25 protein-coding genes are annotated in these 21621 nt (G+C 41.8%); 1 reads left to right on the forward strand and 24 read right to left on the reverse strand.

Annotated elements, in window-relative coordinates; translation table 11 throughout:
* Window positions 1-4: 4 nt before the first annotated feature.
* The 17 genes from MHH31_RS16985 to prfA all read right to left on the reverse strand — a co-directional run bounded on the left by MHH31_RS16985 (window position 5) and on the right by prfA (window position 12643).
* The gene (locus MHH31_RS16985) at window positions 5-550 is read right to left on the reverse strand and encodes a F0F1 ATP synthase subunit delta (protein WP_007497632.1); all 546 of its coding nucleotides are present in this window, start codon (window positions 548-550) and stop codon (window positions 5-7) included.
* Window positions 547-1059 (reverse strand): F0F1 ATP synthase subunit B, encoded by a 513-nt coding sequence (gene atpF / locus MHH31_RS16990; RefSeq protein ID WP_007497634.1) that lies wholly within the window; start codon window positions 1057-1059, stop codon window positions 547-549. Before atpF ends, MHH31_RS16985 begins: the two co-directional genes overlap by 4 nt.
* A gap of 120 nt (window positions 1060-1179) precedes the next feature.
* Window positions 1180-1392 carry a F0F1 ATP synthase subunit C gene (gene atpE / locus MHH31_RS16995; RefSeq protein WP_003214968.1) on the reverse strand — a complete coding sequence of 71 codons (213 nt, stop codon included), beginning with the start codon at window positions 1390-1392 and terminating at the stop codon, window positions 1180-1182.
* Between the two features lie 48 nt (window positions 1393-1440).
* Window positions 1441-2175, reverse strand: coding sequence for a F0F1 ATP synthase subunit A (gene atpB / locus MHH31_RS17000; RefSeq protein ID WP_007497637.1), 735 nt, complete (start codon window positions 2173-2175; stop codon window positions 1441-1443).
* A gap of 7 nt (window positions 2176-2182) precedes the next feature.
* Window positions 2183-2566, reverse strand: coding sequence for an ATP synthase subunit I (locus MHH31_RS17005; protein WP_007497639.1), 384 nt, complete (start codon window positions 2564-2566; stop codon window positions 2183-2185).
* 498 nt (window positions 2567-3064) lie between these two features.
* Window positions 3065-3694, reverse strand: a complete 630-nt coding sequence (gene upp, locus MHH31_RS17010) for a uracil phosphoribosyltransferase (RefSeq protein WP_003214553.1) — start codon at window positions 3692-3694, stop codon at window positions 3065-3067.
* A gap of 147 nt (window positions 3695-3841) precedes the next feature.
* The gene (glyA, locus tag MHH31_RS17015; RefSeq protein ID WP_024718755.1) at window positions 3842-5089 is read right to left on the reverse strand and encodes a serine hydroxymethyltransferase; all 1248 of its coding nucleotides are present in this window, start codon (window positions 5087-5089) and stop codon (window positions 3842-3844) included.
* 177 nt (window positions 5090-5266) lie between these two features.
* Complete coding sequence (locus MHH31_RS17020; protein ID WP_024718756.1) at window positions 5267-5806, reverse strand: TIGR01440 family protein; 540 nt, start codon at window positions 5804-5806, stop codon at window positions 5267-5269.
* A 12-nt stretch (window positions 5807-5818) separates the two neighbouring features.
* The gene (gene rpiB, locus MHH31_RS17025; RefSeq protein ID WP_003214714.1) at window positions 5819-6268 is read right to left on the reverse strand and encodes a ribose 5-phosphate isomerase B; all 450 of its coding nucleotides are present in this window, start codon (window positions 6266-6268) and stop codon (window positions 5819-5821) included.
* A gap of 141 nt (window positions 6269-6409) precedes the next feature.
* A complete protein-coding gene (locus tag MHH31_RS17030; RefSeq protein ID WP_058337030.1) occupies window positions 6410-6868 on the reverse strand; it encodes a low molecular weight protein arginine phosphatase in 459 nt (152 codons plus the stop codon).
* A 63-nt stretch (window positions 6869-6931) separates the two neighbouring features.
* The gene (locus tag MHH31_RS17035) at window positions 6932-7486 is read right to left on the reverse strand and encodes a manganese efflux pump MntP family protein (RefSeq protein WP_025208133.1); all 555 of its coding nucleotides are present in this window, start codon (window positions 7484-7486) and stop codon (window positions 6932-6934) included.
* A 60-nt stretch (window positions 7487-7546) separates the two neighbouring features.
* Entirely contained in the window at window positions 7547-8599 is a 1053-nt protein-coding gene (locus MHH31_RS17040) for an L-threonylcarbamoyladenylate synthase (protein ID WP_082627036.1), read from the reverse strand.
* 161 nt (window positions 8600-8760) lie between these two features.
* The gene (locus MHH31_RS17045) at window positions 8761-9204 is read right to left on the reverse strand and encodes a general stress acyl- n-acyltransferase (RefSeq protein ID WP_007497650.1); all 444 of its coding nucleotides are present in this window, start codon (window positions 9202-9204) and stop codon (window positions 8761-8763) included.
* Between the two features lie 63 nt (window positions 9205-9267).
* Complete coding sequence (gene spoIIR / locus MHH31_RS17050) at window positions 9268-9918, reverse strand: stage II sporulation protein R (RefSeq protein WP_007497652.1); 651 nt, start codon at window positions 9916-9918, stop codon at window positions 9268-9270.
* A gap of 163 nt (window positions 9919-10081) precedes the next feature.
* Entirely contained in the window at window positions 10082-10579 is a 498-nt protein-coding gene (locus tag MHH31_RS17055; protein WP_008343418.1) for a hypothetical protein, read from the reverse strand.
* Between the two features lie 119 nt (window positions 10580-10698).
* Window positions 10699-11586, reverse strand: coding sequence for a peptide chain release factor N(5)-glutamine methyltransferase (gene prmC, locus MHH31_RS17060; RefSeq protein ID WP_058337032.1), 888 nt, complete (start codon window positions 11584-11586; stop codon window positions 10699-10701).
* Window positions 11576-12643 (reverse strand): peptide chain release factor 1, encoded by a 1068-nt coding sequence (gene prfA, locus MHH31_RS17065; protein ID WP_008343422.1) that lies wholly within the window; start codon window positions 12641-12643, stop codon window positions 11576-11578. Before prfA ends, prmC begins: the two co-directional genes overlap by 11 nt.
* Before the next feature lie 210 nt (window positions 12644-12853).
* Here prfA and racA point away from each other — a divergent pair, with 210 nt between their 5' ends.
* Window positions 12854-13405 carry a chromosome-anchoring protein RacA gene (racA, locus tag MHH31_RS17070; protein ID WP_017360049.1) on the forward strand — a complete coding sequence of 184 codons (552 nt, stop codon included), beginning with the start codon at window positions 12854-12856 and terminating at the stop codon, window positions 13403-13405.
* A gap of 34 nt (window positions 13406-13439) precedes the next feature.
* On the opposite strand, the gene MHH31_RS17075 is transcribed toward racA, so the two are convergent.
* From MHH31_RS17075 to MHH31_RS17105, 7 genes are all read right to left on the reverse strand, one after another.
* Entirely contained in the window at window positions 13440-14396 is a 957-nt protein-coding gene (locus MHH31_RS17075) for an AEC family transporter (RefSeq protein WP_007497662.1), read from the reverse strand.
* A 91-nt stretch (window positions 14397-14487) separates the two neighbouring features.
* Window positions 14488-16188 (reverse strand): oxaloacetate-decarboxylating malate dehydrogenase, encoded by a 1701-nt coding sequence (gene malS / locus MHH31_RS17080; RefSeq protein ID WP_019743245.1) that lies wholly within the window; start codon window positions 16186-16188, stop codon window positions 14488-14490.
* Window positions 16189-16467: 279 nt separating this feature from the next.
* The gene (locus tag MHH31_RS17085; protein WP_007497666.1) at window positions 16468-17070 is read right to left on the reverse strand and encodes a thymidine kinase; all 603 of its coding nucleotides are present in this window, start codon (window positions 17068-17070) and stop codon (window positions 16468-16470) included.
* 87 nt (window positions 17071-17157) lie between these two features.
* On the reverse strand, window positions 17158-17358 hold the full coding sequence (gene rpmE / locus MHH31_RS17090) for a 50S ribosomal protein L31 (protein ID WP_003215407.1): 201 nt from the start codon (window positions 17356-17358) through the stop codon (window positions 17158-17160).
* 130 nt (window positions 17359-17488) lie between these two features.
* Window positions 17489-18772, reverse strand: coding sequence for a transcription termination factor Rho (gene rho / locus MHH31_RS17095; RefSeq protein WP_007497667.1), 1284 nt, complete (start codon window positions 18770-18772; stop codon window positions 17489-17491).
* 364 nt (window positions 18773-19136) lie between these two features.
* Window positions 19137-20102 carry a class II fructose-bisphosphatase gene (gene glpX / locus MHH31_RS17100; RefSeq protein WP_007497670.1) on the reverse strand — a complete coding sequence of 322 codons (966 nt, stop codon included), beginning with the start codon at window positions 20100-20102 and terminating at the stop codon, window positions 19137-19139.
* A 32-nt stretch (window positions 20103-20134) separates the two neighbouring features.
* Window positions 20135-21424 (reverse strand): UDP-N-acetylglucosamine 1-carboxyvinyltransferase, encoded by a 1290-nt coding sequence (locus tag MHH31_RS17105; RefSeq protein ID WP_007497673.1) that lies wholly within the window; start codon window positions 21422-21424, stop codon window positions 20135-20137.
* Between the last annotated feature and the right edge of the window lie 197 nt (window positions 21425-21621).

The following is a 21621-nucleotide window of genomic DNA, read 5'->3' on the forward strand; positions in this document are numbered from 1 at the left end:
CCTTCTAACGATTTTCGCCTGCAAGCTGACGTTCAATGCGGGAAAGCTTTCCGCTGACACTGCCGTCATAAATGCGGTTTCCGATACGGATTTTCACTCCGCCTATTAGATCCTTGTCAATCACGTTTTCTACACGCAGTGATGTGACTCCGGCTTTTTTGGCAAATACTTCAGATAAAGATTGAATTTCAGCTCCGCTGAGCGGTTTCACTGAATACACGATCGCATCGTCTATTTGTTTCGTACGGTTTGCAAGTTTCACAAACTCAGACGCCATTTCAGGAAAAATATTCGTGCGTCCACGGTCAATCAGTAAATACATTGTGTGCAAAACATATGTCGAAACACCTTTGAAAGCTTCTGCAATCAGATGTTTCTTTTTGTCTGCCGTAATCTTCGGATGAACAAGAAAGTCATTTAATTCTTGGTCAGCCTTGAGAACTTTTTTGATCTCATTCAGCTCTTTTTCAGTTTCGTCTACTGCCGAAGAAGCAAGAACGATGTCAAAAAGAGCAGAAGCGTAACGCTTAGAGACAATAGTCACGCTCATCGGCTTTCGCCTGCCTCTTTAAGATACTCTTGGATCAATTTCTCTTGTGCTTGCTCATCAAGTTCTTTTTCAATCACTTTAGAAGCAATTAATACAGAAAGTGATGCAACTTGCTCGCGCAGTGCAGCCACAGCTTGTTCTTTTTCTTTCACGATTTCAGTTCTAGCAGACTCTTTCAAGCGCTCTGATTCTTGACGCGCTGCTTGAATGATGTCTTCTTTTTGTTTCTCACCAATCTTTTTCGCATTTTCGATGAGTGTATGTGATTCTTCGCGTGCTTCTTTCAATAAGACACGTTGTTCTTCAAGAAGCTTTTCAGCTTGAACGTGCTTTTCTTCAGCACTTGAAATTTCATTTCCTATATAATCTTCACGCTGTTTCATAATCCCTAATAAAGGCTTAAGCGCAAATTTCTTTAAAAGTGCAAGCAGGATGAGCATAGCGATCAGCTGGAATATGATATCTCCGGTGTTTAGACCTGCTCCTAAAACTACTGGTAACTGAGACATTTAGTACGGCAACTCCCTTCTTTAAATAATATGTTAAGAAACAAAACATAAAGGAATGGCGAAGTTTCGAACTAATCTGATCTTCGCCATTAAAATTCATATTAGAACGCTTCTCACATATTAACCAAAGAATGCCAAGAATGCGATAACGACAGCGATAATTGGAAGTGCCTCAACTAAAGCTACCCCGATGAACATAAGAGTTCTTAGTTCTCTACCAGCTTCTGGCTGACGAGCGATTCCTTCAACTGTTTTAGATACGATTAGACCGTTACCAATACCTGCTCCTAGTGCTCCTAAACCGATTGCAATTGCTGCTGCTATTAAATTCATTAAAAAGCTCCTCCTTTAAAATAACGTCCTTTTTGGACTCTCAATTTTTTAGTGTTCGTCGCTGACTTTATGGGAGATATACACCATTGTCAGCATGGTGAAGATAAATGCCTGGATGGTTCCGACAAACAAACTGAATGCCTGCCATACAATCATCGGCACGATGGCACCTAATGTACCAATGATACCTAGTGCAAGGTTTTGCGAATAGAAATTAGTCGCAAGTCCTGCAAGTAAACCAAGAAGAATCTCTCCAGCGAAAATATTTCCATAAAGACGCAAACCAAGTGTTAATGTGTTTGCAAATTCTTCAATAATTTTCAGCGGTACTAAAAGTGGGATTGGTCTAAAGTAGTCTTTTGTATATTCCTTGACTCCTTTTGCTTTAACACCATAGTAGTGTGTCAATCCCATGACCATAACCGCTAGTGTCATTGTGATTGCAGGATCAGCAGTTGGTGATTTCCACCATAAGTTGTGATCGACCGTAATCGAGAATGGCAGTCCAAGCATGTTTGAAACAAATATGTACATGAGTAATGTAACGCCAAGCGCTAGAAATGGGGCTCCTGTTTTCATGTCCATCGAACTACCTATGATATTTCGAACAAAATCAACAATCCATTCCATGAAGTTCTGCGCCTTTGTCGGACGAATAGCCAGAACACGAGTAGTCAGCACCGCTATGAGAAGAACGATGATACTAGCAATCGTAATCATGAGAACATTGGATAAGTTGAACGTTAACCCTAAAAATTCTGTAGTTTTTGAACTGTGACCCAAAGAGTATTCACCTCTCTTCCATAGTAGAACGTTTAAGTTGAATGAAGGAATCTATCATAATGACAGGATATATTGTCATTAATCCTATAACAACACCTGCCAGATGAACTTCGTTAGGGTAACGCCAAGCAATCGCTACTGCGAGAATTGCGTTGGCCCACCTGGCTGTACTTCCCATTGAACGAATAGATTTTCCTTTTTTAACTGCTCGATCAAAAGCATGCATTCTCCGAATAAGCAGGAATAAATTAAAGAAAGCAAAAATTGTGCCGATAATGAAACCAAGAAACAGTGGTTTAAAACCAGGCATGGCATAGCCAAACACAAAAATTGCCAATAAATAGAACATATATTTACTCTGTCTGCGGAAAATGACGTTTGGATCGTTCATTCATCTGACTCCCGATGAAAAATATTGTAAAAAAGGTGATAAATGGTGATGAAAACTGCGTAGAAGACGCTTATGATAAGCCGTCCTATTTGAAAAAAATCAATCACCCATCGGTCTAATTGTGCAATCAGACTTGAAATCTTTAGATCTATGGGATTCTGCTTCATTCGCTGATACAAACCCTGATTATTAAAGGGTTCACAATGAGGATTAGTAGAGTGCTATAGGCTATGAAAACCTTACCATAATACCCTCGTTTAGCATACAATAGCGTCTATGATGTGTCAATCCGTTGAAAGTTAAAAAACTTTTCTATAATGAGAGAGCACACAAAATGTTCACAATTTCATCAAACTTTAGGAGAGTTGTGACATTCATTCAAAAAAACTGCTAATGTTCAGTATACATTGATTTTTCTAAGAACGATATCAACCGTTTGTCATATTTTTCAAAAAAGCCCACATGCACGTTTGCATGTGGGCTTTTCATGAATCTTTCTTATTTTGTTCCATACATACGGTCACCAGCATCACCAAGACCTGGGATGATGTAACCTTTTTCGTTTAACTTCTCATCTAATGCCGCAATGTAGATATCAACATCTGGATGATGTTTTTGCATTTCTTCTACACCTTCTGGCGCAGCAATCAGACACATGAAGCGGATGTTTTTCGCACCGCGTTTTTTCAAGCTGTTTAATGCTTCTACAGCTGATCCGCCCGTTGCAAGCATTGGGTCTACTACGATAAATTCACGCTCTTCCACATCAGATGGAAGCTTCACATAATATTCAACAGGCTTTAATGTCTTCGGATCACGGTATAAACCGACATGTCCCACTTTGGCAGCTGGAATGAGTTTCAAAATCCCGTCTACCATTCCAAGACCTGCTCTTAAAATCGGCACAACTCCGAGTTTTTTACCTGAGATCACGTTTGATTTAGCGACTTGTACAGGTGTTTCTACATCTACCTCTTCAAGCGGTAAGTCTCTTGTGATTTCAAATGCCATTAATGTTGCGACTTCATCCACTAGCTCTCTAAATTCTTTTGTTCCTGTATGAACGTCACGAATATATGTAAGTTTGTGCTGAATAAGCGGGTGATCAAATACATAAACCTTTGCCATTGCTTGCTACAACTCCTTTTCTGTCATCTTCCGGTGAACTTTGCACACTTCCTACAATTCTACATAAAAAGACATCATCTTTCAATATGATTCGCAAATCCTACAAAAAAAACCCACATGCCAAAAATAGGCAAATGGGTCTGCATCTTAATAATCTAATTCTTGATATAGAGGGAAACGAGCTGTCAGATCAGATACACGCTTTTTCGCCTCTTCTAATTTCGCTTCATCTTCATGATGTTTCAGAGCAAGCGCAATAATGGAACCGACTTCTTTCATCGCTTCTTGATCGAAGCCACGGCTTGTCACTGCTGCTGTACCTACACGTACACCACTTGTAACAAATGGTTTCTCTGGATCATATGGAATTGCATTTTTGTTCACCGTGATACCAATTTCATCAAGAACGTTTTCTGCAATTTTTCCTGTAATGCCAAGAGAGCGCAAGTCGATGAGAACAAGATGGTTATCTGTTCCACCAGATACAAGCTGAATATCCTCAGATAAAAGTGTTTCAGCTAGTTGTTTTGCGTTATCAATCACGTTTTGTGCATATGTTTTGAAATCTCCGTTCAATACTTCACCGAAAGAAACAGCTTTTGCAGAGATCACATGCATGAGTGGTCCACCTTGAATACCAGGGAAGATCGATTTGTCGATCTTTTTACCAAACTCTTCACGGCATAGAATCATTCCGCCGCGAGGTCCGCGCAATGTTTTGTGAGTTGTCGTTGTCACAAAATCAGCGTAAGGAACTGGATTTGGATGAAGACCTGCTGCAACAAGACCCGCGATGTGAGCCATGTCCACCATAAAGTAAGCACCGACTTCATCGGCAATTTCACGGAACTTTTTGAAATCAATTTGACGTGGGTAAGCACTTGCCCCCGCTACGATTAGTTTCGGCTTATGCTCACGTGCTTTTTCAAGTACATCTTGGTAGTCGATATGTTGTGTTTCTTTATCTACACCGTATTCTACAAAGTTGTACTGTACGCCGCTAAAGTTTACAGGGCTTCCATGTGTTAAATGCCCGCCATGTGATAAGTTCATGCCTAGCACTGTATCGCCATGCTCAAGGATTGTAAAGTATACGGCCATATTCGCTTGAGCTCCTGAGTGAGGCTGTACGTTCACATACTCAGCGCCAAAAATTTCTTTTGCGCGGTCACGTGCGATATCTTCTACAACGTCTACATGTTCACAGCCGCCATAGTAGCGTTTACCAGGGTAACCTTCTGCATATTTGTTTGTTAAGACAGAGCCCTGTGCTTCCATGACTGCTTCGCTTACGAAGTTTTCTGATGCAATTAATTCGATTTTGTCCTGCTGGCGTTTCCGCTCTAGTTGAATTGCTTTGAATACTTGTGCGTCTTGCTCAGGTAAATGTTTCATCAGCGAAATCCTCTCCAATCTATTTCCATTCGATGTTTTCACCATCTCATTGTACACGGTTTTTGAGTAAAATGTAAAAGTTTTTTTTGGAAAATCGACTTCTTTTTTATGAAAACCCGAATATTCAAGGGGTGGAGCGTCTTCATCATTCAACATTATATTAGAAATATATCCGAACTATGATCTTGTATAAACGGCTCGTTCTCCGCCAATCAGCTTTGGACGAGTTTTTGCAAACGTCACATGTGCTTGTCCTAATTGATGACGACTGAGACGGACCGGTACGGCTACCCGCTTTAAGTGCATGCCGATTAATGTATCACCGATATCAATCCCTGCATGCGCTGAAATGGATTCAACCAGCACAGGGTGTTCCATTTGCTGATACGCATGCGCCGCCATAGAACCACCCGCCTGACGGACAGGTACAGCCGCTACAATTTCTAAGTTAAGCCGGTACGCCACCTCTTCTTCCACAACGAGGGCACGATTCAAATGCTCGCAGCATTGGAAGGCCAATTCAATTCCTGTCTCGCGTCTCAGTTGATCGAGCTCTTGATAAATAGCTTCAGCAATTTGCTCACTTCCCGCTGTCCCAATGTGCTCGCCAGCCACTTCTGACGTACTGCAGCCAATCACTAAAATGTGGCCGGCTCGCAGTTCAACTGTTTGATGAAACTCTTTTAACATTTCAAGCCAATCTTGACCAATGTTCATGTTAAGCGCTCCTTACAGGTGCTTTTCTTCGTAATCAGCGATTTTACCAATCCGCACAGCATGACGTCCTGCAGTAAATTCTGTTGTCAGCCAAATGTGAGCAATCTCTCTTGCCAATCCTGGTCCAATGACTCGTTCTCCCATCGCAAGAACATTTGTATCATTATGTTCTCTCGTCGCCTTTGCACTGAATGTATCATGCGCCAGTGCACAGCGGATGCCTTTCACTTTGTTTGCTGAAATGCTCATACCGATACCTGTCCCGCAAATCAAAATGCCTCGATCGACTTCCCCGTTTGCCACCATATTGGCTACAGGAAAAGCATAGTCAGGGTAGTCTACAGAACCTGATCCACATTCACAACCCATATCAATGTATTCAATCTTTAATTCATCCATTAGTTGTTTGATTTCTTCACGAATATTCGTTCCGCCGTGATCGGATGCAATGGCTACTTTCATCGGGCAATTCCTCCTAAGGGTGAGTTAATCTGTCATGTCTTACATTCATTCTTTATTTACAGTTATATTTTAACCTCTGCCTAGTCATTTGCAAACAAAAGCAGAAAAACCGTTTGCGCAACGGTTTTACAGGTTGTCCATTTATGAGGATTTATGATCCTGTTTAAGCTTTTTAGCAAGTTGATACAATAGCGTTTCTAGTTCATCTCGTGTCTCCTGATAAATGGAGAGACTCCCTCCAAATGGATCCGACACGTCACCTTCTGATCCTGTAGCAAATTCTTTTAGAGTGAAGACCTTGTCTTTCACATGAGCATATTGCTCCACAATCAACTGCTTATGCTGAATCGTCATGGTGAAGACATAATCTGCTTCATGAAGAAGTTCTTCTGTTAGTTTAGACGACGAGTGATTCAGTGGAATGCTTTTCTCAAATAATGCTTCGACTGCTTGAGGAGAAGCCTTCCATGCATCAGAGGCGAAGATGCCCGCTGATTTTACAGTGACCTGTAAGCCTTTTTCATCTGCAATGGAGGAAAAAAGGGCTTGAGCCATCGGACTTCTGCAAGTATTTCCCGTACAAACAAATAAGATATTCATCTTTCGACCTCCTTTTCTTCTATTATATAGCATTTCATTCTACATGTTATGTAAGGAGACTGGCTAGAGCGGAAATAATAATTTGATTCCAAAGGCTAGTAAAATCAATCCGCCAAGCGCCCCGCTGTATGAACCTACCCATGACCGAACCTGTTTACCAAGTAATAATCCAAGCCATGTGAGCATCATACTAAAAAAGCCAAACAATAAAATGGTCATCAACACCCGAGAACCGTAAATCCCCAGGCTTAAGCCAACGGAAAAACTATCTAAACTCACACTTGTTGCAAAAAGAACGAGACCGGCCCCAACAGGTGCGATAAATGGCTTATCTTCTTTTCGGATAGAAGCGATGATCATTTGCAGACCTAGCACCAAAAGCAGCGCCCCGCCTATATAGGTTGCTAGGAGCCCAAGCCAGCCAGATAAAAGCTGACCTGTTAGCATGCCAAAAAGAGGCATAAACATATGAAATATCCCAATGACAAGTCCAATATAAAGGATCTGGCGGAATCTCAGCTGAATCATCCCCATGCCGAGTCCAACCGAAAAGGCATCCATTCCAAGTGCAAAAGCCATGATACTGAGTGTCAGCAATTCGCCAGCTAGTTCATTCATGTAAATCCCCCTTGGACACGCATTCTCCTTTAACCTATGTTTGTCCAAGAGAGGTTAGAACTATTTGAATGAAGAGAGAGTGCGCCCTCCTGCCGCTTTTTGCAGACGGTTCATGATCGCAGAACCAACTCCCTGCTCTGAGAAGGCTTCTGAAATGATCAAGTCTACATCCGTTTCATCAAATTGTCTCAGCACACGATATAAGTTTGCCGCAACCGTTTCAGGCTTTTCTCTCCATCCACAGCTAAAGATAACATCTGCCGCAAACCATTCCTTCTTTTCTTCTGTCGTCAGCACACCTACTTTTAGCCCTTCAGCTCGGTACTTCTGAATGTGCAGCTGCATGTCTTCATCACTTCCATGAAATATATACATTTGTGCTTCAGGTGCATAATGTGTATATTTCATTCCCGGCGATACAGGCGCTTCATCCTTTTTCGTCAGCCCTGGATCCGTGTTGACCGTTCCTACGACCTCTTCTAACGCTTCTTTTGTAATACCGCCCGGCCTTAAGATCACTGGAATCTCGTCTATACAGGATACAACCGTTGACTCCACGCCAATACCTGTTGAACCACCATCGACAATGCCAGCAATTTTCCCATCAAGATCACTCGCGACATGATCCGCAAGTGTCGGCGATGGTTTCCCCGAACGGTTGGCACTAGGTGCGGCAATTGGCAGACCAGCTGCTCGGATGAGTTCAAGCGCAACAGGATGATCAGGCATTCTTACGCCTACTGTCGTTAAACCTGCCGTCACCTGCTTTGATAATGTGCCCGGCTTACAAGGTAGAACAATGGTGAGAGCGCCTGGCCAAAAGGCATCCATCAGCGCTGTTACTTTTTCATTTTCTATTTGCGCAAATTCATGAAGCTGTTGAATGTCCGCAATGTGAACAATCAACGGATTATCACTTGGGCGTCCTTTCGCTTCATAAATTTTCTTCACAGCCTCTGTCTCTTTTGCATTTGCCCCTAGTCCATACACCGTTTCTGTTGGAAAAGCGACCACTTCATTCTGCCGCAACAACAGAGCTGCTTGTTCAATTTGTGGATAGTATGTGGATAAATCCTTTTTTAAATCCACAGACCACCTTTTTGTATTTAACATCATACAAACTCCTTTTAAAAAAGATAAAACTGTTGATATATCTCAATTATCCTTTTGAAAGTATAAAAGATGCTGCTAAATAAAACAAGCGTTGTCCACAATTTGTGGATAACGCTTGTTTTACAGTGGATAAGTATGTGAATAAGTCCGGTGTTTTGTGATTAACTCGCTGTTTTTTGCAGCACAACCGCCTGCTCTTTTCCCAACGACTCTTTTGCATGCGCAGATACCCACACACTTTCTGGGATTTCCTCTATAGGCGTAAAGCCCATCAGTGCTAAAAAATCATGCGAAGAGGAATGATTGGCTACAACATAAAAGGTGTCCACACCTTGCTTTTCCCCTAGCGTTTGAACACTTTGGAACAGAGAAACGATATGCCCCTGACCAAGTTTATCTGATATCACAAGTGATCTTAGCAATCCTTCTTGTTCATTTAGTCGTTCAAGGCCTAAACAGCCTGCAAGCTCACCGTCTGCATCTTCCATGACCACAAATGACGTACGCTCTGCAATCGTCACCCCGCCTTTTGCTTGGCCTTTTTCAAGAAAAGCATTAATGGCCGGGGCATCTTCTTCTGTCGCTATTCTTAATTGATAATACATGCTTTCACCTCTTTTTGTTCTCTTACTTCAACTCTATGAGGCAAAAACAGATTTAGACCTTTTTTAAGAGAAAAGACTAGAGACCCATTCGAACAGAAAGAATTTCACTTCACCCGTCTCTTCTTCTTTTACCACTTCATTGACAGATTCATTTGATGGCTCTGCGGCTACCTGCTCTTTATCATCTCCTTCTGGTGAGGCGATCGCTTCTCCGTTTGAAAAATCGATAAAGCAGAGAGGTGGGAATAACACACACCACCAATTGGCTCCGTCTCCTTCCCCTAACGTAATCAAAATGGCTTCATATTTCCCAGCAGGATAAACAAAGTTGCCATATAGCTTTGTTGGAAATGAGGCTTTTTGAAAGCTGACCGATACGGATTGATCAATGTGTTGTTCCTTTAATTTTGCTTTGGCAATACGATTGATGTCTGGAAGCTTTGAACGAATCACACGTCTGGCTTCTTCAATGGATGTGAGGTCTTTCACCCACTCCGTTATATTGGCATTGACCTCATCTCGAATACTTCGTTTCACATCTTGATCTGCCGACCGGTCACTGTTGGCTAAAATGCGTAAACGAATGGCTTCATCTGGAATCACAACAGGCTGATTGGCAGAAGCAGCCGCCGTCTCCTCTTTTCCAAGGTTTGCAAAAGCACCACATAATAATAGAAACATATAAAGACAAATCATCATTTTACTTTTGAACATAATGTGTTCCCCCCACTTTTTCTCTTCGCTACAAACATTGTGTCCAGGAAACGCATCTCGTAAACAGCAAAAATGATTTTTTTAATAGATTATGAGTAAAAAACAACTACATGAGGTGAGCGAATCAATGTTTTTTCTGCATGCAAAAAAGCCATTCAACAACTTATGAACGGCTTTTTAGTGAGGATTGGTAATCGGAAGGGTACAGTCTTCCATCCCAATCTCGGCTGATTTTTAATCCCGAATCTGTTTTGATAACTGTCATTGCACCTTTTTTCTCAATTTCCTTTTTGACCTTTCCTTTATGGTCAATAAATTGAATGATCATTTCATAGTCAAATTCAATCCTGTCATCGCTTTCATCTGAAGGTGTAAACGTAATTTTTTTCAGTTTAATTTGACAATCTTGATCTTTTGCTGCTTCTAATACACTTGGAAACATACTGTCTTCTGTATATTCTTGATATTCATGCTCGGTTAAATAATCCTTCAACTTCTCCTTCATGTCAGATAGGTCATCCGTCCGATTCACTGTGTATTGTGCTTTTTTATAGTTTTCCCCAAATGCTGCTGCTTCTTTTTTAAAGCTCGGTTTACCGCAAGCACTCACAATCAATAGTACACTGACGATGACCAACACCATCGCATACCTTCTGTTCACACCATTCGCTCCTTCAAAACAAATTTATGTAAAAAATCATGATCAGAATGTTCATTCTTCTATATATACGTTTCCCTTTTACCATAAGTTTCATCTTTACATAATAAAATAGTCCGACTTTATTCAGCCGGACTTCCGTTTTGAATGTGTGCGCAAACTGCTCGATCCTTTCCGTTGATGTCCTTGATGATATGAACATCAGCTGAAGGGAACGCCTGCAAAAGAAGCGCTTTTACATCTTGTGCTTGTGTATGTCCTATTTCAAAGACAACCACCGCTTGCTGATGAAGTACCTTGTGGAGATCACAGGCGATACGCTCATAAAACCACAGGCCATCACGCCCATCTGTCAGCGCATTAACAGGTTCATGCTTTGTGACAACCTCTGATAATCCATCCATTTCTTCTGCCGCAATATAAGGAGGATTGGAAATAAACACATCGACTTTGATGCCTTGAGACATAATCGGTTCAAGTAAATCCCCTTGGACAAAATGAACGTCTGCACCAAGCGCTTCTTGATTTCGCTTTGCTACTTCAAGTGCTTCATGTGAAATATCCGTCGCTGTCACAGTGAGAGATTCTTTTTCAAGAGCTAACGTAATCGCAATTGCACCGCTACCTGTTCCTACATCAACAGCTTTGAGCGGTTGATCATCAGGAAACACACGATTCATCATATTCAATGCCGCCAGCACCACTTCCTCCGTTTCAGGACGAGGAATCAGAACGTGTTTGTTTACCTCAAAAGGACGCCCATAAAAAAATTCAACACCCGTTAAATGCTGCACAGGCACTCCACGCTTGTGCTGTGCTACGAACTCGCTGAATTGTGAATCTTGCTCCTCTGGCAGTGGATCATGAAAACGGGCAAGAAGTTCACTTCTGCTCCATCCAAGCACATGCATCAACATTAACTCTGCTGCGTTTTGGTCTCTGCCCGCTTCCGTTAACAAAGAAGAAGCCCATTTAAGGGCTTCAAAGATCGTTCGCTCTTTATTTTGCATTTTGAAGTTTTCTTGCTTGGTCTTCCATAATTAATGCATCAATGACCTCGTCAAGTTTTCCTTCTAAAATTTGATCAAGCTTTTGAATCGTCAATCCGATACGGTGGTCCGTCACGCGGTTTTGCGGGAAATTGTACGTACGGATACGCTCTGAACGATCCCCTGTTCCAACAGCAGATTTACGGGTTTGGTCATATTCAGCTTGTGCTTCACGCTGGAATTTATCATAAATTCTCGCACGCAAAACTTTCATCGCTTTTTCTTTGTTTTTGATTTGTGATTTCTCATCCTGACAGGAAACCACTACACCTGTTGGAAGGTGAGTCAAACGAACAGCAGACATTGTGGTATTAACACTTTGTCCCCCTGGTCCGCTTGATGCGAATGTATCCACACGAATATCTTTTTCGTGGATATCAATTTCAACTTCCTCAGCCTCAGGTAATACAGCAACTGTCGCTGTTGATGTATGAATACGGCCGCCTGACTCAGTTTCAGGAACACGCTGCACGCGGTGTGCACCGTTTTCAAACTTTAGTTTAGAATATGCACCTTTACCGCTAATCATAAAGATGATCTCCTTATAACCGCCAGTTCCAGTGACACTCGCTTCCATGACTTCCGTTTTCCAGCCTTGCATTTCAGCATAACGGCTGTACATACGGTACAAGTTTCCTGCAAACAGCGCAGCCTCTTCTCCGCCCGCTGCACCACGAACCTCCACAATAACGTTCTTATCGTCATTCGGATCTTTCGGGATGAGCAAGATTTTCAGCTCGTCTTCTAAACGTTCTGTTTCCTCTGTGAGCTCTGAAATTTCTTCTTTGACCATGTCGCGCATGTCGGCATCGAGCTTATCTTCCAGCATGGCTTTCGCATCACTTAGCTGATCGTATGCCGCACGATATTGTCTATATACCTCAACAGTTTCTTGAATATCAGATTGTTCCTTCGAGTATTCGCGAAGCTTCTTAGGGTCGTTCACCACTTCAGGGTCACTTAAATATTCATTTAGCTTTTCATAGCGTTCTTCAATTGATTTTAAACGGTCTAACATGGTCTTCACCTCTGTTTTGTGCGTAACAGTCTAATTATAGTATAGCGGGGTATGACAGTCAAAAAAATTTCCAAAACAATTGATTTTCTGCAATTTTTCACTAGAAAACACGATCTTTGGCGATTGGTTACTTGTTTTGTCTAACGTGAAGGAACGGATGCTCCCGAAAGAGAATGGTACTTATAATTGAAAAAAGGGAGGGCATTTGGTTTGAATACAAATGAGGTTGCAAAGGAAATTGGTGTATCTTCAAAAACCATTCAGCGCTGGGTCAAACAGCTCAACATCCCTGTCGCCCGGAATGAACTTGGACATTACGAATTTCACGATGATATTGTCCAGCTGCTCAAAGAGGTCAAACACCAAATGAACGAAGGTGTGATTCTCCATGACATTAGATTGCCGATCCATGAAGAAACCGCCCAGCAATTATCACCTGCTGTAGAAACTTCTGACTCATCAAAACGGATAGAAGCCTTAGAAGAACAAGTGAAACAGCTCCTTCAAGAGCAATCACACGTCAGTCATATTGAAGCGCGTTTTCAGGAAATGGAACGGAAACTCGCTAAGAAAGCAGATGAAGGTGTCTCCTACCAGCTCCTCCAGCACAGAAGAGAAATTGAAGAATTAACTGCAAAATTAGAACGCCTCACAGCCACATTGACAAAACCAAAACCATCAAAAGAAGAAGAAAAGGAAAAGGCACACCCCGAAATGAAAAAAAAGCGTGTGCTCTTCCCTCTGTTTCATTCATTTCGCTAAGAAAGGCTGCCTATAAGGCAGCCTTTCTACTATATTATACGGTAAGTGCAATAATGATCGGTAATGTAATGAGTGACATGATCGCACTGATCACAAATGCGGATGCTGTTTCTGCTTCCTGTTTCTCGAATCGAGTGGCAATCATGGCCGCAACAGCTGAACCTGGGAAGGCAACAAGCAATACAGCTTTTGTAATTTCATCCGCCGAAAGACCCATAAGAATGGCAATAAAATACATAAGCAACGGTTGGACAGCTACTTTGAGCAATGCGATACTGAAAGCTGGTAAGCTCAGTTTAATTTTGCGGATACCGACTGTGACACCGACTGCAAAGAGCGCAACCCCTGATGTAACACTTCCAATTTCCTCTAGCATTTCATGTCCGATTTCAGGAAGTTTAAATCCTAAAAGAACAAGAATGATACTTGCTAACGGTGCAAGCGCAAGCGGCTCTGATAAACCGTGCAAAATCGCTTTCGTCGTCATTTTTAGGAAACTTTCGCCGTCTTTGGCTTTTCCTTTTGTTTTTTCACCGACAGTTGACACAATAATAGCAATTGGATCAAGCAATGCATTTACAACTATTCCGGTAATAGCAATCGGAATTGCAACTTCTTGAGCCCCAAATAAACTGCCCAAGACCGGAATCCCCATAAATGCAAAGGTCGGTTGTGCTGAGTTTAATGAGAAAACAGATGAATCTGTTAAATCATATTTAAAAGCAAATTTCGTAACTAAAAGGATAATGATATAAAAGCCTACGATTCCGAGAATCAATGCAACGAAAAATGGAATTTGACTATAGAATTTATCTTTTGGTGTTGACAGAATGCTGGCGATAAAGTGCGCTGGCAAAGCATACTTTGTAACAAGTGTACTTACACCTTTTGCAGATTTAGCGTCATAGCTGCCGAAGTTCCCTGCGAACCAACCCAGCGCGATAACGAAAAAAATCGGTGCTAGGAGGATCAAAATATTTAAAAAGTCCATCTTACTATTCCTCCTTGAATCCTTTACATGTTTCTTATTTTATAGCGGCATTGCTTACATTACCCGAAACAATGCCGCGTTACACATTTTATTATGCTCTTACAATTTTTTTATATTCAGGAATCCACATAGCATCTTTCACAGCTTGTTCGATGTTGTCAGGTGTTTTTCTAGCGACACCATCTTCAATTGCTGCTTTTGCTACTTCAACAGCTACCTTGATTGATACTTCTTGCAATTTATCAATGCTTGGAAGCAGTCCAGCGCCTGGTTTTTCATGATCAACCATTTCAGCGATCGCATTTGCAGAAGCAACGAACATGCCTTTTGTGATAATTTTTGATTCCGTTACGATTGAACCAAGACCAAGTCCAGGGAAAACGAACGCATTGTTTGATTGTCCGATTTCATGTTCAATTCCGTTATACTCGACATTTTCGAATGGGCTTCCAGTTGCAACAAGCGCACGACCGTCTGTCCATTTGAATAGATCTTCCGGTACTGCTTCAGCAAGTGGTGTTGGGTTAGACATCGGCATGATCACTGGACGCTCTGTATGAGCTGCGATTTCTTTAATAATTTCTTCAGTGAATGCGCCGCCTTGACCTGATGTACCAATAAGAATGGTTGGCTTCACCTTGCGAACAGCTTCAGCAAATGAGATTTGTCCTTTTTCATCACGAGCCCAGCCTTCTACTTCATCAGAAGAACGAAGGTATGGTTTTTGGAAATCAAGCACTTCATCTTCAAACTGATCTGTTAGCAATCCTCTGTAGTCTAACGTCCAGAATGCATTGTTTGCTTCTTCTTCACTTAGACCTTCAAGAACCATTGTGTCACGCATTTGATCGGCGATTCCGATTCCAGCTGATCCAGCTCCGAAAATCATCACACGGTGATCTTTCAATTGAGTACCAGTTTTCTTGACAGCTGCAAGAACACCCGCTAAAGTAATGGCACCAGTACCTTGGATATCATCATTAAATGTTAAGATGTTGTCGTTGTATTTTTTCATGATGTTACGCGCATTTTTGTTTCCAAGGTCTTCCCAGTGAAGCAATGCTTTCGGGAAGAATTTAAGTGCTGCTTTTACATACGCATCAATGAACTCTTCGTATTTTTCACCTTGCACACGTTTGTGGTGGTTCCCGATGTACAATGGATCATTCAATAATTTCTCATTGTTAGTTCCAACATCTAATACAACTGGAATCACGCGGCTTGGATCAATACCTGCTGCAGCCGTGTAAACAGCTAATTTACCGATTGCGATGTTGATACCACCAACACCCCAGTCACCAATTCCAAGAATACTCTCAGAGTCAGTTGCTACGATGAGGTCGATGTCGCCTGCTGTTGCATGTAAGTTTTCAAATGCTTTCTCAATGCCGTCAATGTTGTCGATTGAAAGGTAGACACCATGAGGTCTTCTGTATTCATGACTGTATTCTTGAATCGCTTCACCAACAGTTGGTGTGTAAACAACAGGAAGCATTTCACGAAGCTTGTCTGATATAAGCTTATAGAACAATACTTCGTTACGGTTTTGCAAATCACTTAAGTATACGTTTTGACGAAGACGATCTGGCTGAGCTAGAAATTGCTTGTATGCTCTCTCCGCTTGCTGTTCTAAAGTCAGAACAGTTGGAGGAAGTAAACCTTCTAGTCCAAGCTCTTGTCTTTCTTCTTCAGAGAAAGCAACGCCTTTGTTCAACGTTGGAATCGATAATACATCTTTACCTGTCAAAGTGGTTTCGAGGTACCCTTCTTTTGTTTTCTTCACGTTGTTCATCAAAAACTACCCTCTTTCTAAAATATAAATAAAGTGAACTATTAATACAAAGAATGATCAAGGAGAAAAATCCTTAATCAAAAAAATTATGACAAGAAATCGAACTTTTCGTTTAAATGCTTTACACTACAGTTAGTCATTTTATGCCTGCTTATACTAAAACGCAAGCGTTGAAAATTAGATAATTTTTTCGTAGCGTTATTTAATTTATTTAAGTACAAATGATGGGTGTTCAGCCAAAAACTCGAAAAACGAAACACAGCGGCATTTGCTATTTTTTTAATTGTCAAGTGTTGTACCAACATCTAGTTTTGGTACTTCATGGTGATGTCTGCATCGTGCTTCGTATGATTCCTGCGCACCTACTAAAATAATGGGATCATCATAGGATGCGGGTTTACCGTCGATCAAGCGTTGTGTTCTACTCGCTGGGGAGCCGCATACCGAACAAACCGCTTGAAGTTTTGTTACAAGCTCTGCACATGCCATTAAATGCGGAACAACACCAAATGGCTCTCCTCTGAAGTCTTGATCAAGGCCTGCAACAATGACTCGGTAGCCTTTATCAGCCAACTGAGTGACAATATCAATGATTGTCTCATCAAAAAATTGCACCTCATCAATGCCAATGACATCGGTTCGTTCTGATATGTGCGTTATTATGTCTTTTGGTGAGGTTACTGCAATCCCATCGACAGATGAACCGTTATGTGACACAACTGAGCTTGTGCTATACCGGTTATCAATCGCTGGTTTGAATATTTTTACTTCTTGTTTGGCAAAGGTGGCTCTTTTGGCTCTCCGAATCAATTCTTCCGACTTTCCAGAAAACATACTTCCGCAGATGACTTCAAGCCAACCGCTTTGTTTCATCACATACATAAGGTCTTCTCCCCCGTTTTAAAGTTCCATCAATCCACGTAAAAAAACAGGCAAGAACGGATTCCTGCCTGTTTATTGTATCTATTATTACTTAAGACCGTATTTTTTGTTAAAGCGGTCAACACGTCCATCAGCAGAAGCGAATTTTTGACGGCCTGTATAGAAAGGATGGCACTCAGAGCAAATCTCGATGCGTACCTCTTCTTTTACTGATCCAGTTTCAAACTCATTTCCACAAGCGCATTTGACTGTAGCTTTTTTGTAGTTAGGATGAATTCCTGTTTTCATCTACTGTCATCTCCTTCCGCCCTGAATCCAATTCGGAAACAGAGTTAATATCTCAGAATAAATTCTGAAACGCACATGATAAAATTATAACAGTGTGAGTCTATGATTGCAAATGTATTTTTTCAGGAAGCTATCTTCTTGATGCAGACATATTTGCTTGTTTCCACTCTTGCGTTAAAATATCAAAAAATTCTTGGTTTGTCTTTGTTTTTCTCATTTTGCGCATGAATTTCTCAGCGAAATCAGGTGTATCTGACATCGATTTTCTCATCGCCCATAGACGATCAAGATGCTCTTTAGGCACAAGCAGTTCTTCTTTTCTTGTACCGGAACGACGAATGTCGATGGCTGGGAAAATTCTTCTTTCTGCAAGAGAACGGTCTAAATGGAGCTCCATGTTTCCTGTTCCTTTAAACTCTTCATAAATCACATCATCCATACGTGATCCCGTATCAACAAGTGCAGTAGCTAAAATGGTCAAGCTTCCACCTTCTTCGATGTTACGCGCAGCACCGAAGAAACGTTTTGGGCGATGGAAAGCAGCTGGATCAATACCGCCAGAAAGCGTTCGGCCGCTTGGTGGAATGACCAGGTTGTATGCACGGGCAAGTCTTGTGATGCTGTCCATTAAGATGATAACATCTTTTTTATGTTCAACTAGACGCATCGCACGCTCTAATACAAGCTCTGCTACTTTAATGTGGTTTTCCGGTACTTCGTCAAAGGTTGAGCTAACGACATCACCTGCAACAGATCGTTCGATATCTGTTACTTCCTCTGGACGTTCGTCAATAAGAAGAACAATCAGTTCCGCCTCTGGATGATTTTCAGAAATGCTGTTGGCAATTTCTTTGAGTAAAATGGTCTTCCCTGCCTTAGGCGGCGCAACAATTAATCCACGCTGTCCAAAACCAACTGGTGCCATCATATCCATAATTCTAGTAGACAGATGATTAGGCTGTGTTTCAAGAATCATTTGACGATCAGGGAATAGCGGTGTGAGAGCAGGAAAGTGAACACGTTCCTTTGCTGATTCTGGGTCGTCCCCATTTACCGCTTCTACATGAAGGAGGCCATAGTAGCGTTCATTCTCTTTTGGAGGTCGTACCTTTCCAGACACCTTATCACCATTTCTTAAATCAAAGCGTCTGATTTGTGAAGCAGAAATATAAATGTCTTCAGAGCTTGGGGAATAGTTAATTGGTCTTAAGAAACCAAATCCCTCTGACTGAATAATTTCTAGAACCCCTTCCATAAATAAGAGATCCTCTTGCTCAGCGTTTGCCTTTAAGATAGCAAAAATTAATTCTTTTTTTGTTAGTTTGCTGTAATAAGAGATTTTGTACTTTTTTGCTAACTCATACAGCTCTTTTAATTTCATATTTTCCAAAGATGAAATCGAAACATCTTTCAATATGGACACCACACTTTTCTAGTCAATGTATTTCATTACAAATGCATGACCATTGTATTTGATTAGCTTTTAATTCCGTTTTTGTTGGAATGACCTTGCTCTCATGGTAACGCTCCCACTCGTTTTATCGTAAAGATAGGAACAATGTGAAATAGAGCTTTGTCAACATAGAGAAGGATAATGAGTATATCGTCATGATGCGGCAGTATTTAAACTTGTTGAAGCTTAAAAGAAGTAAATTCGCAGAAAATTTCGCAGCACTCTTTAGTTTTACCTCATTTGCAGGGAATATTCAACTTTAAAAAGAAAATGATATATATTTGACACCTATATGAAAAGCGGGTAAAGAATACCCGCTTTCAGATTACGGACGAATGACAAGATTCGGTTTTTTCTTTAAACTGTGTCTGCCATCGACGAATCGAACCGTACCTGATTTCGCACGCATGACAACACTATGTGTTGTTCCAACAGAGCCTTTAAATTGAACACCTTTTAATAACTCGCCATCTGTTACACCTGTCGCTGCAAAAATGGCGTCATCGCCTTTCACGAGGTCTTCCATTCTGAGGACTTTTCCAACATCCAGTCCCATTTTCTCACAGCGTCTCAGCTCTTCTTCACTTTGTGGAAGAAGCTTACCGTGGATTTCTCCACCAAGTGCTTTAAGCGCAACAGCAGAAAGGACACCTTCAGGCGCTCCACCTGAACCAAATAGAATATCAACACCTGTGTGATCAAATGCTGTATTAATGGCTCCTGCAACGTCACCATCATCGATCAGCTTGATTCTTGCTCCAGCTTCTCTCAGCTCAGCAATGATCTTTTCATGTCGCTCTCTGTTTAAAATTGTCGCAACAACATCTTCAATATCTTTGTTTTTCGCTTTTGCAACAGCACGAAGATTGTCAATGACAGGCGCTTCAATGTCGATGCAGCCTACCGCTTCTGGACCTACTGCGATCTTATCCATGTACATATCAGGTGCATTCAGCAAGTTGCCATGATCTGCAACAGCGATAACAGCTAAAGCATTCCAGCCGCCGCTCGCCACAATATTTGTTCCTTCCAATGGATCAACAGCGACATCCACGCGAGGTCCATATCCGTTTCCAAGCTTTTCCCCAATATAAAGCATTGGCGCTTCGTCCATTTCTCCCTCGCCGATGACCACAGTTCCCTTCATCGGAATCGTATCAAATACATCACGCATGGCACTTGTTGCAGCATCATCCGCTTCGTCTTTTAAACCTCTACCCATCCAACGAGCAGATTTTAATGCAGCTGCTTCTGTCACCCGTACTAGTTCCATCGATAAACTTCTTTCCATTTTTGTCCAAATCTCCTCTCACAGTCAAAGCCTTATGAATTTTGAAGTTCTTCTATTTCTTGGTCATTCAGCTTTTCACGCCAGATGGTTGCACCCAAGCCTTCAAGCTTCTCCTCAAGCATACTATATCCTCTGTCTATATGTTCAAGCCCTGTGATTTCGGTCACACCGTCTGCCATTAACCCTGCAACAACGAGACAAGCACCTGCTCGCAGATCACTTGCTTTGACCTTTGCACCTTGAAGCTGCGTTTGACCTGTAATAATGGCAGATCTTCCTTCCACCTTCATGTTAGCACCCATTCGACGCAATTCGTCAATGTGTTTAAAGCGGGCAGAGTAAATGGTATCTGTCACGACACTCGTGCCTTTCGCTTTTGTTAACAAAGCCGTCATCGGCTGTTGAAGATCGGTCGGAAAGCCCGGATACACAAGGGTTTTGATATCGACAGGCTTGAGTCCTTCATTTCTGCCAACGATCAGCATTTGATCGTTGCTTGTTTCAATTGTGAATCCCATCTCTCTAAGTTTCGCCGTAATTGATTCTAAATGAGTTGGGATCACATTATCAAGCACAACTTCATCCCCCATCGCTGCACCTGCAATTAAAAATGTACCTGCTTCTATGCGGTCAGGGATGATGGAATGCCTGCAGCCATGAAGAGATTCCACACCTTCGATCCGAATCACATCCGTCCCCGCACCTTTGATTTTAGCTCCCATGCTTGCAAGCAGTGTCGCTACATCAATAATTTCGGGTTCTTTTGCGGCATTTTCAATCACTGTTTTCCCTTCAGCTAGCACGGCTGCCAGCATGATGTTGATGGTCGCACCTACACTGACAACATCAAGATAAATACGGGCTCCGACTAATTTTTCAGCGCGCAAATAAATCGCACCCTGTTCGTTTGTCACCTCGGCTCCAAGTGCTTCAAAGCCTTTGATATGCTGATCGATCGGTCTAGGTCCTAAGTGACATCCCCCTGGCAATCCAATGACAGCCTGCTTGAATCTACCGAGCATGGCGCCCATTAAATAATAGGATGCTCGTAGTTTCTTCACTTTCCCATTAGGAAGCGGCATACTGATCATGGAGGCAGGATTGACAACCATCTCACCTTTTTCAAACGTGACCTTTCCGCCAATCTCTTCTAACAGATCTCGTAATGTGTCAATATCTGAAATATGCGGAAGGCCTTCAATGGTTACTGGAGAATCAGCGAGAATCGTGGCAGGAATCAGTGCCACAGCACTATTTTTCGCACCACTAATATGTACGGTCCCGCGCAAGGGGTCACCGCCGGCAATGTTTAACTTTTCCATATTTGTCTCCCTTCTTAAAGAAGATCACTGTTGGAGTTATACTGTTTGTGGATGTCGCGCTTTAAAAGGTCTTGTCCAAAATTTAGCCAATATCAAGAGAAAGAATACAGGTTAAACGAAATTTGTCGGAAGAAAAATAATCGAAGCTTTGCGAGGCTGTGATGTTCTCTTCTTTGCACAAAACATTTCTTAGCGTA

The organism is Bacillus sp. FSL K6-1033, assembly GCF_038630765.1.
Taxonomy (GTDB): Bacteria; Bacillota; Bacilli; order Bacillales; family Bacillaceae; genus Bacillus; species Bacillus altitudinis.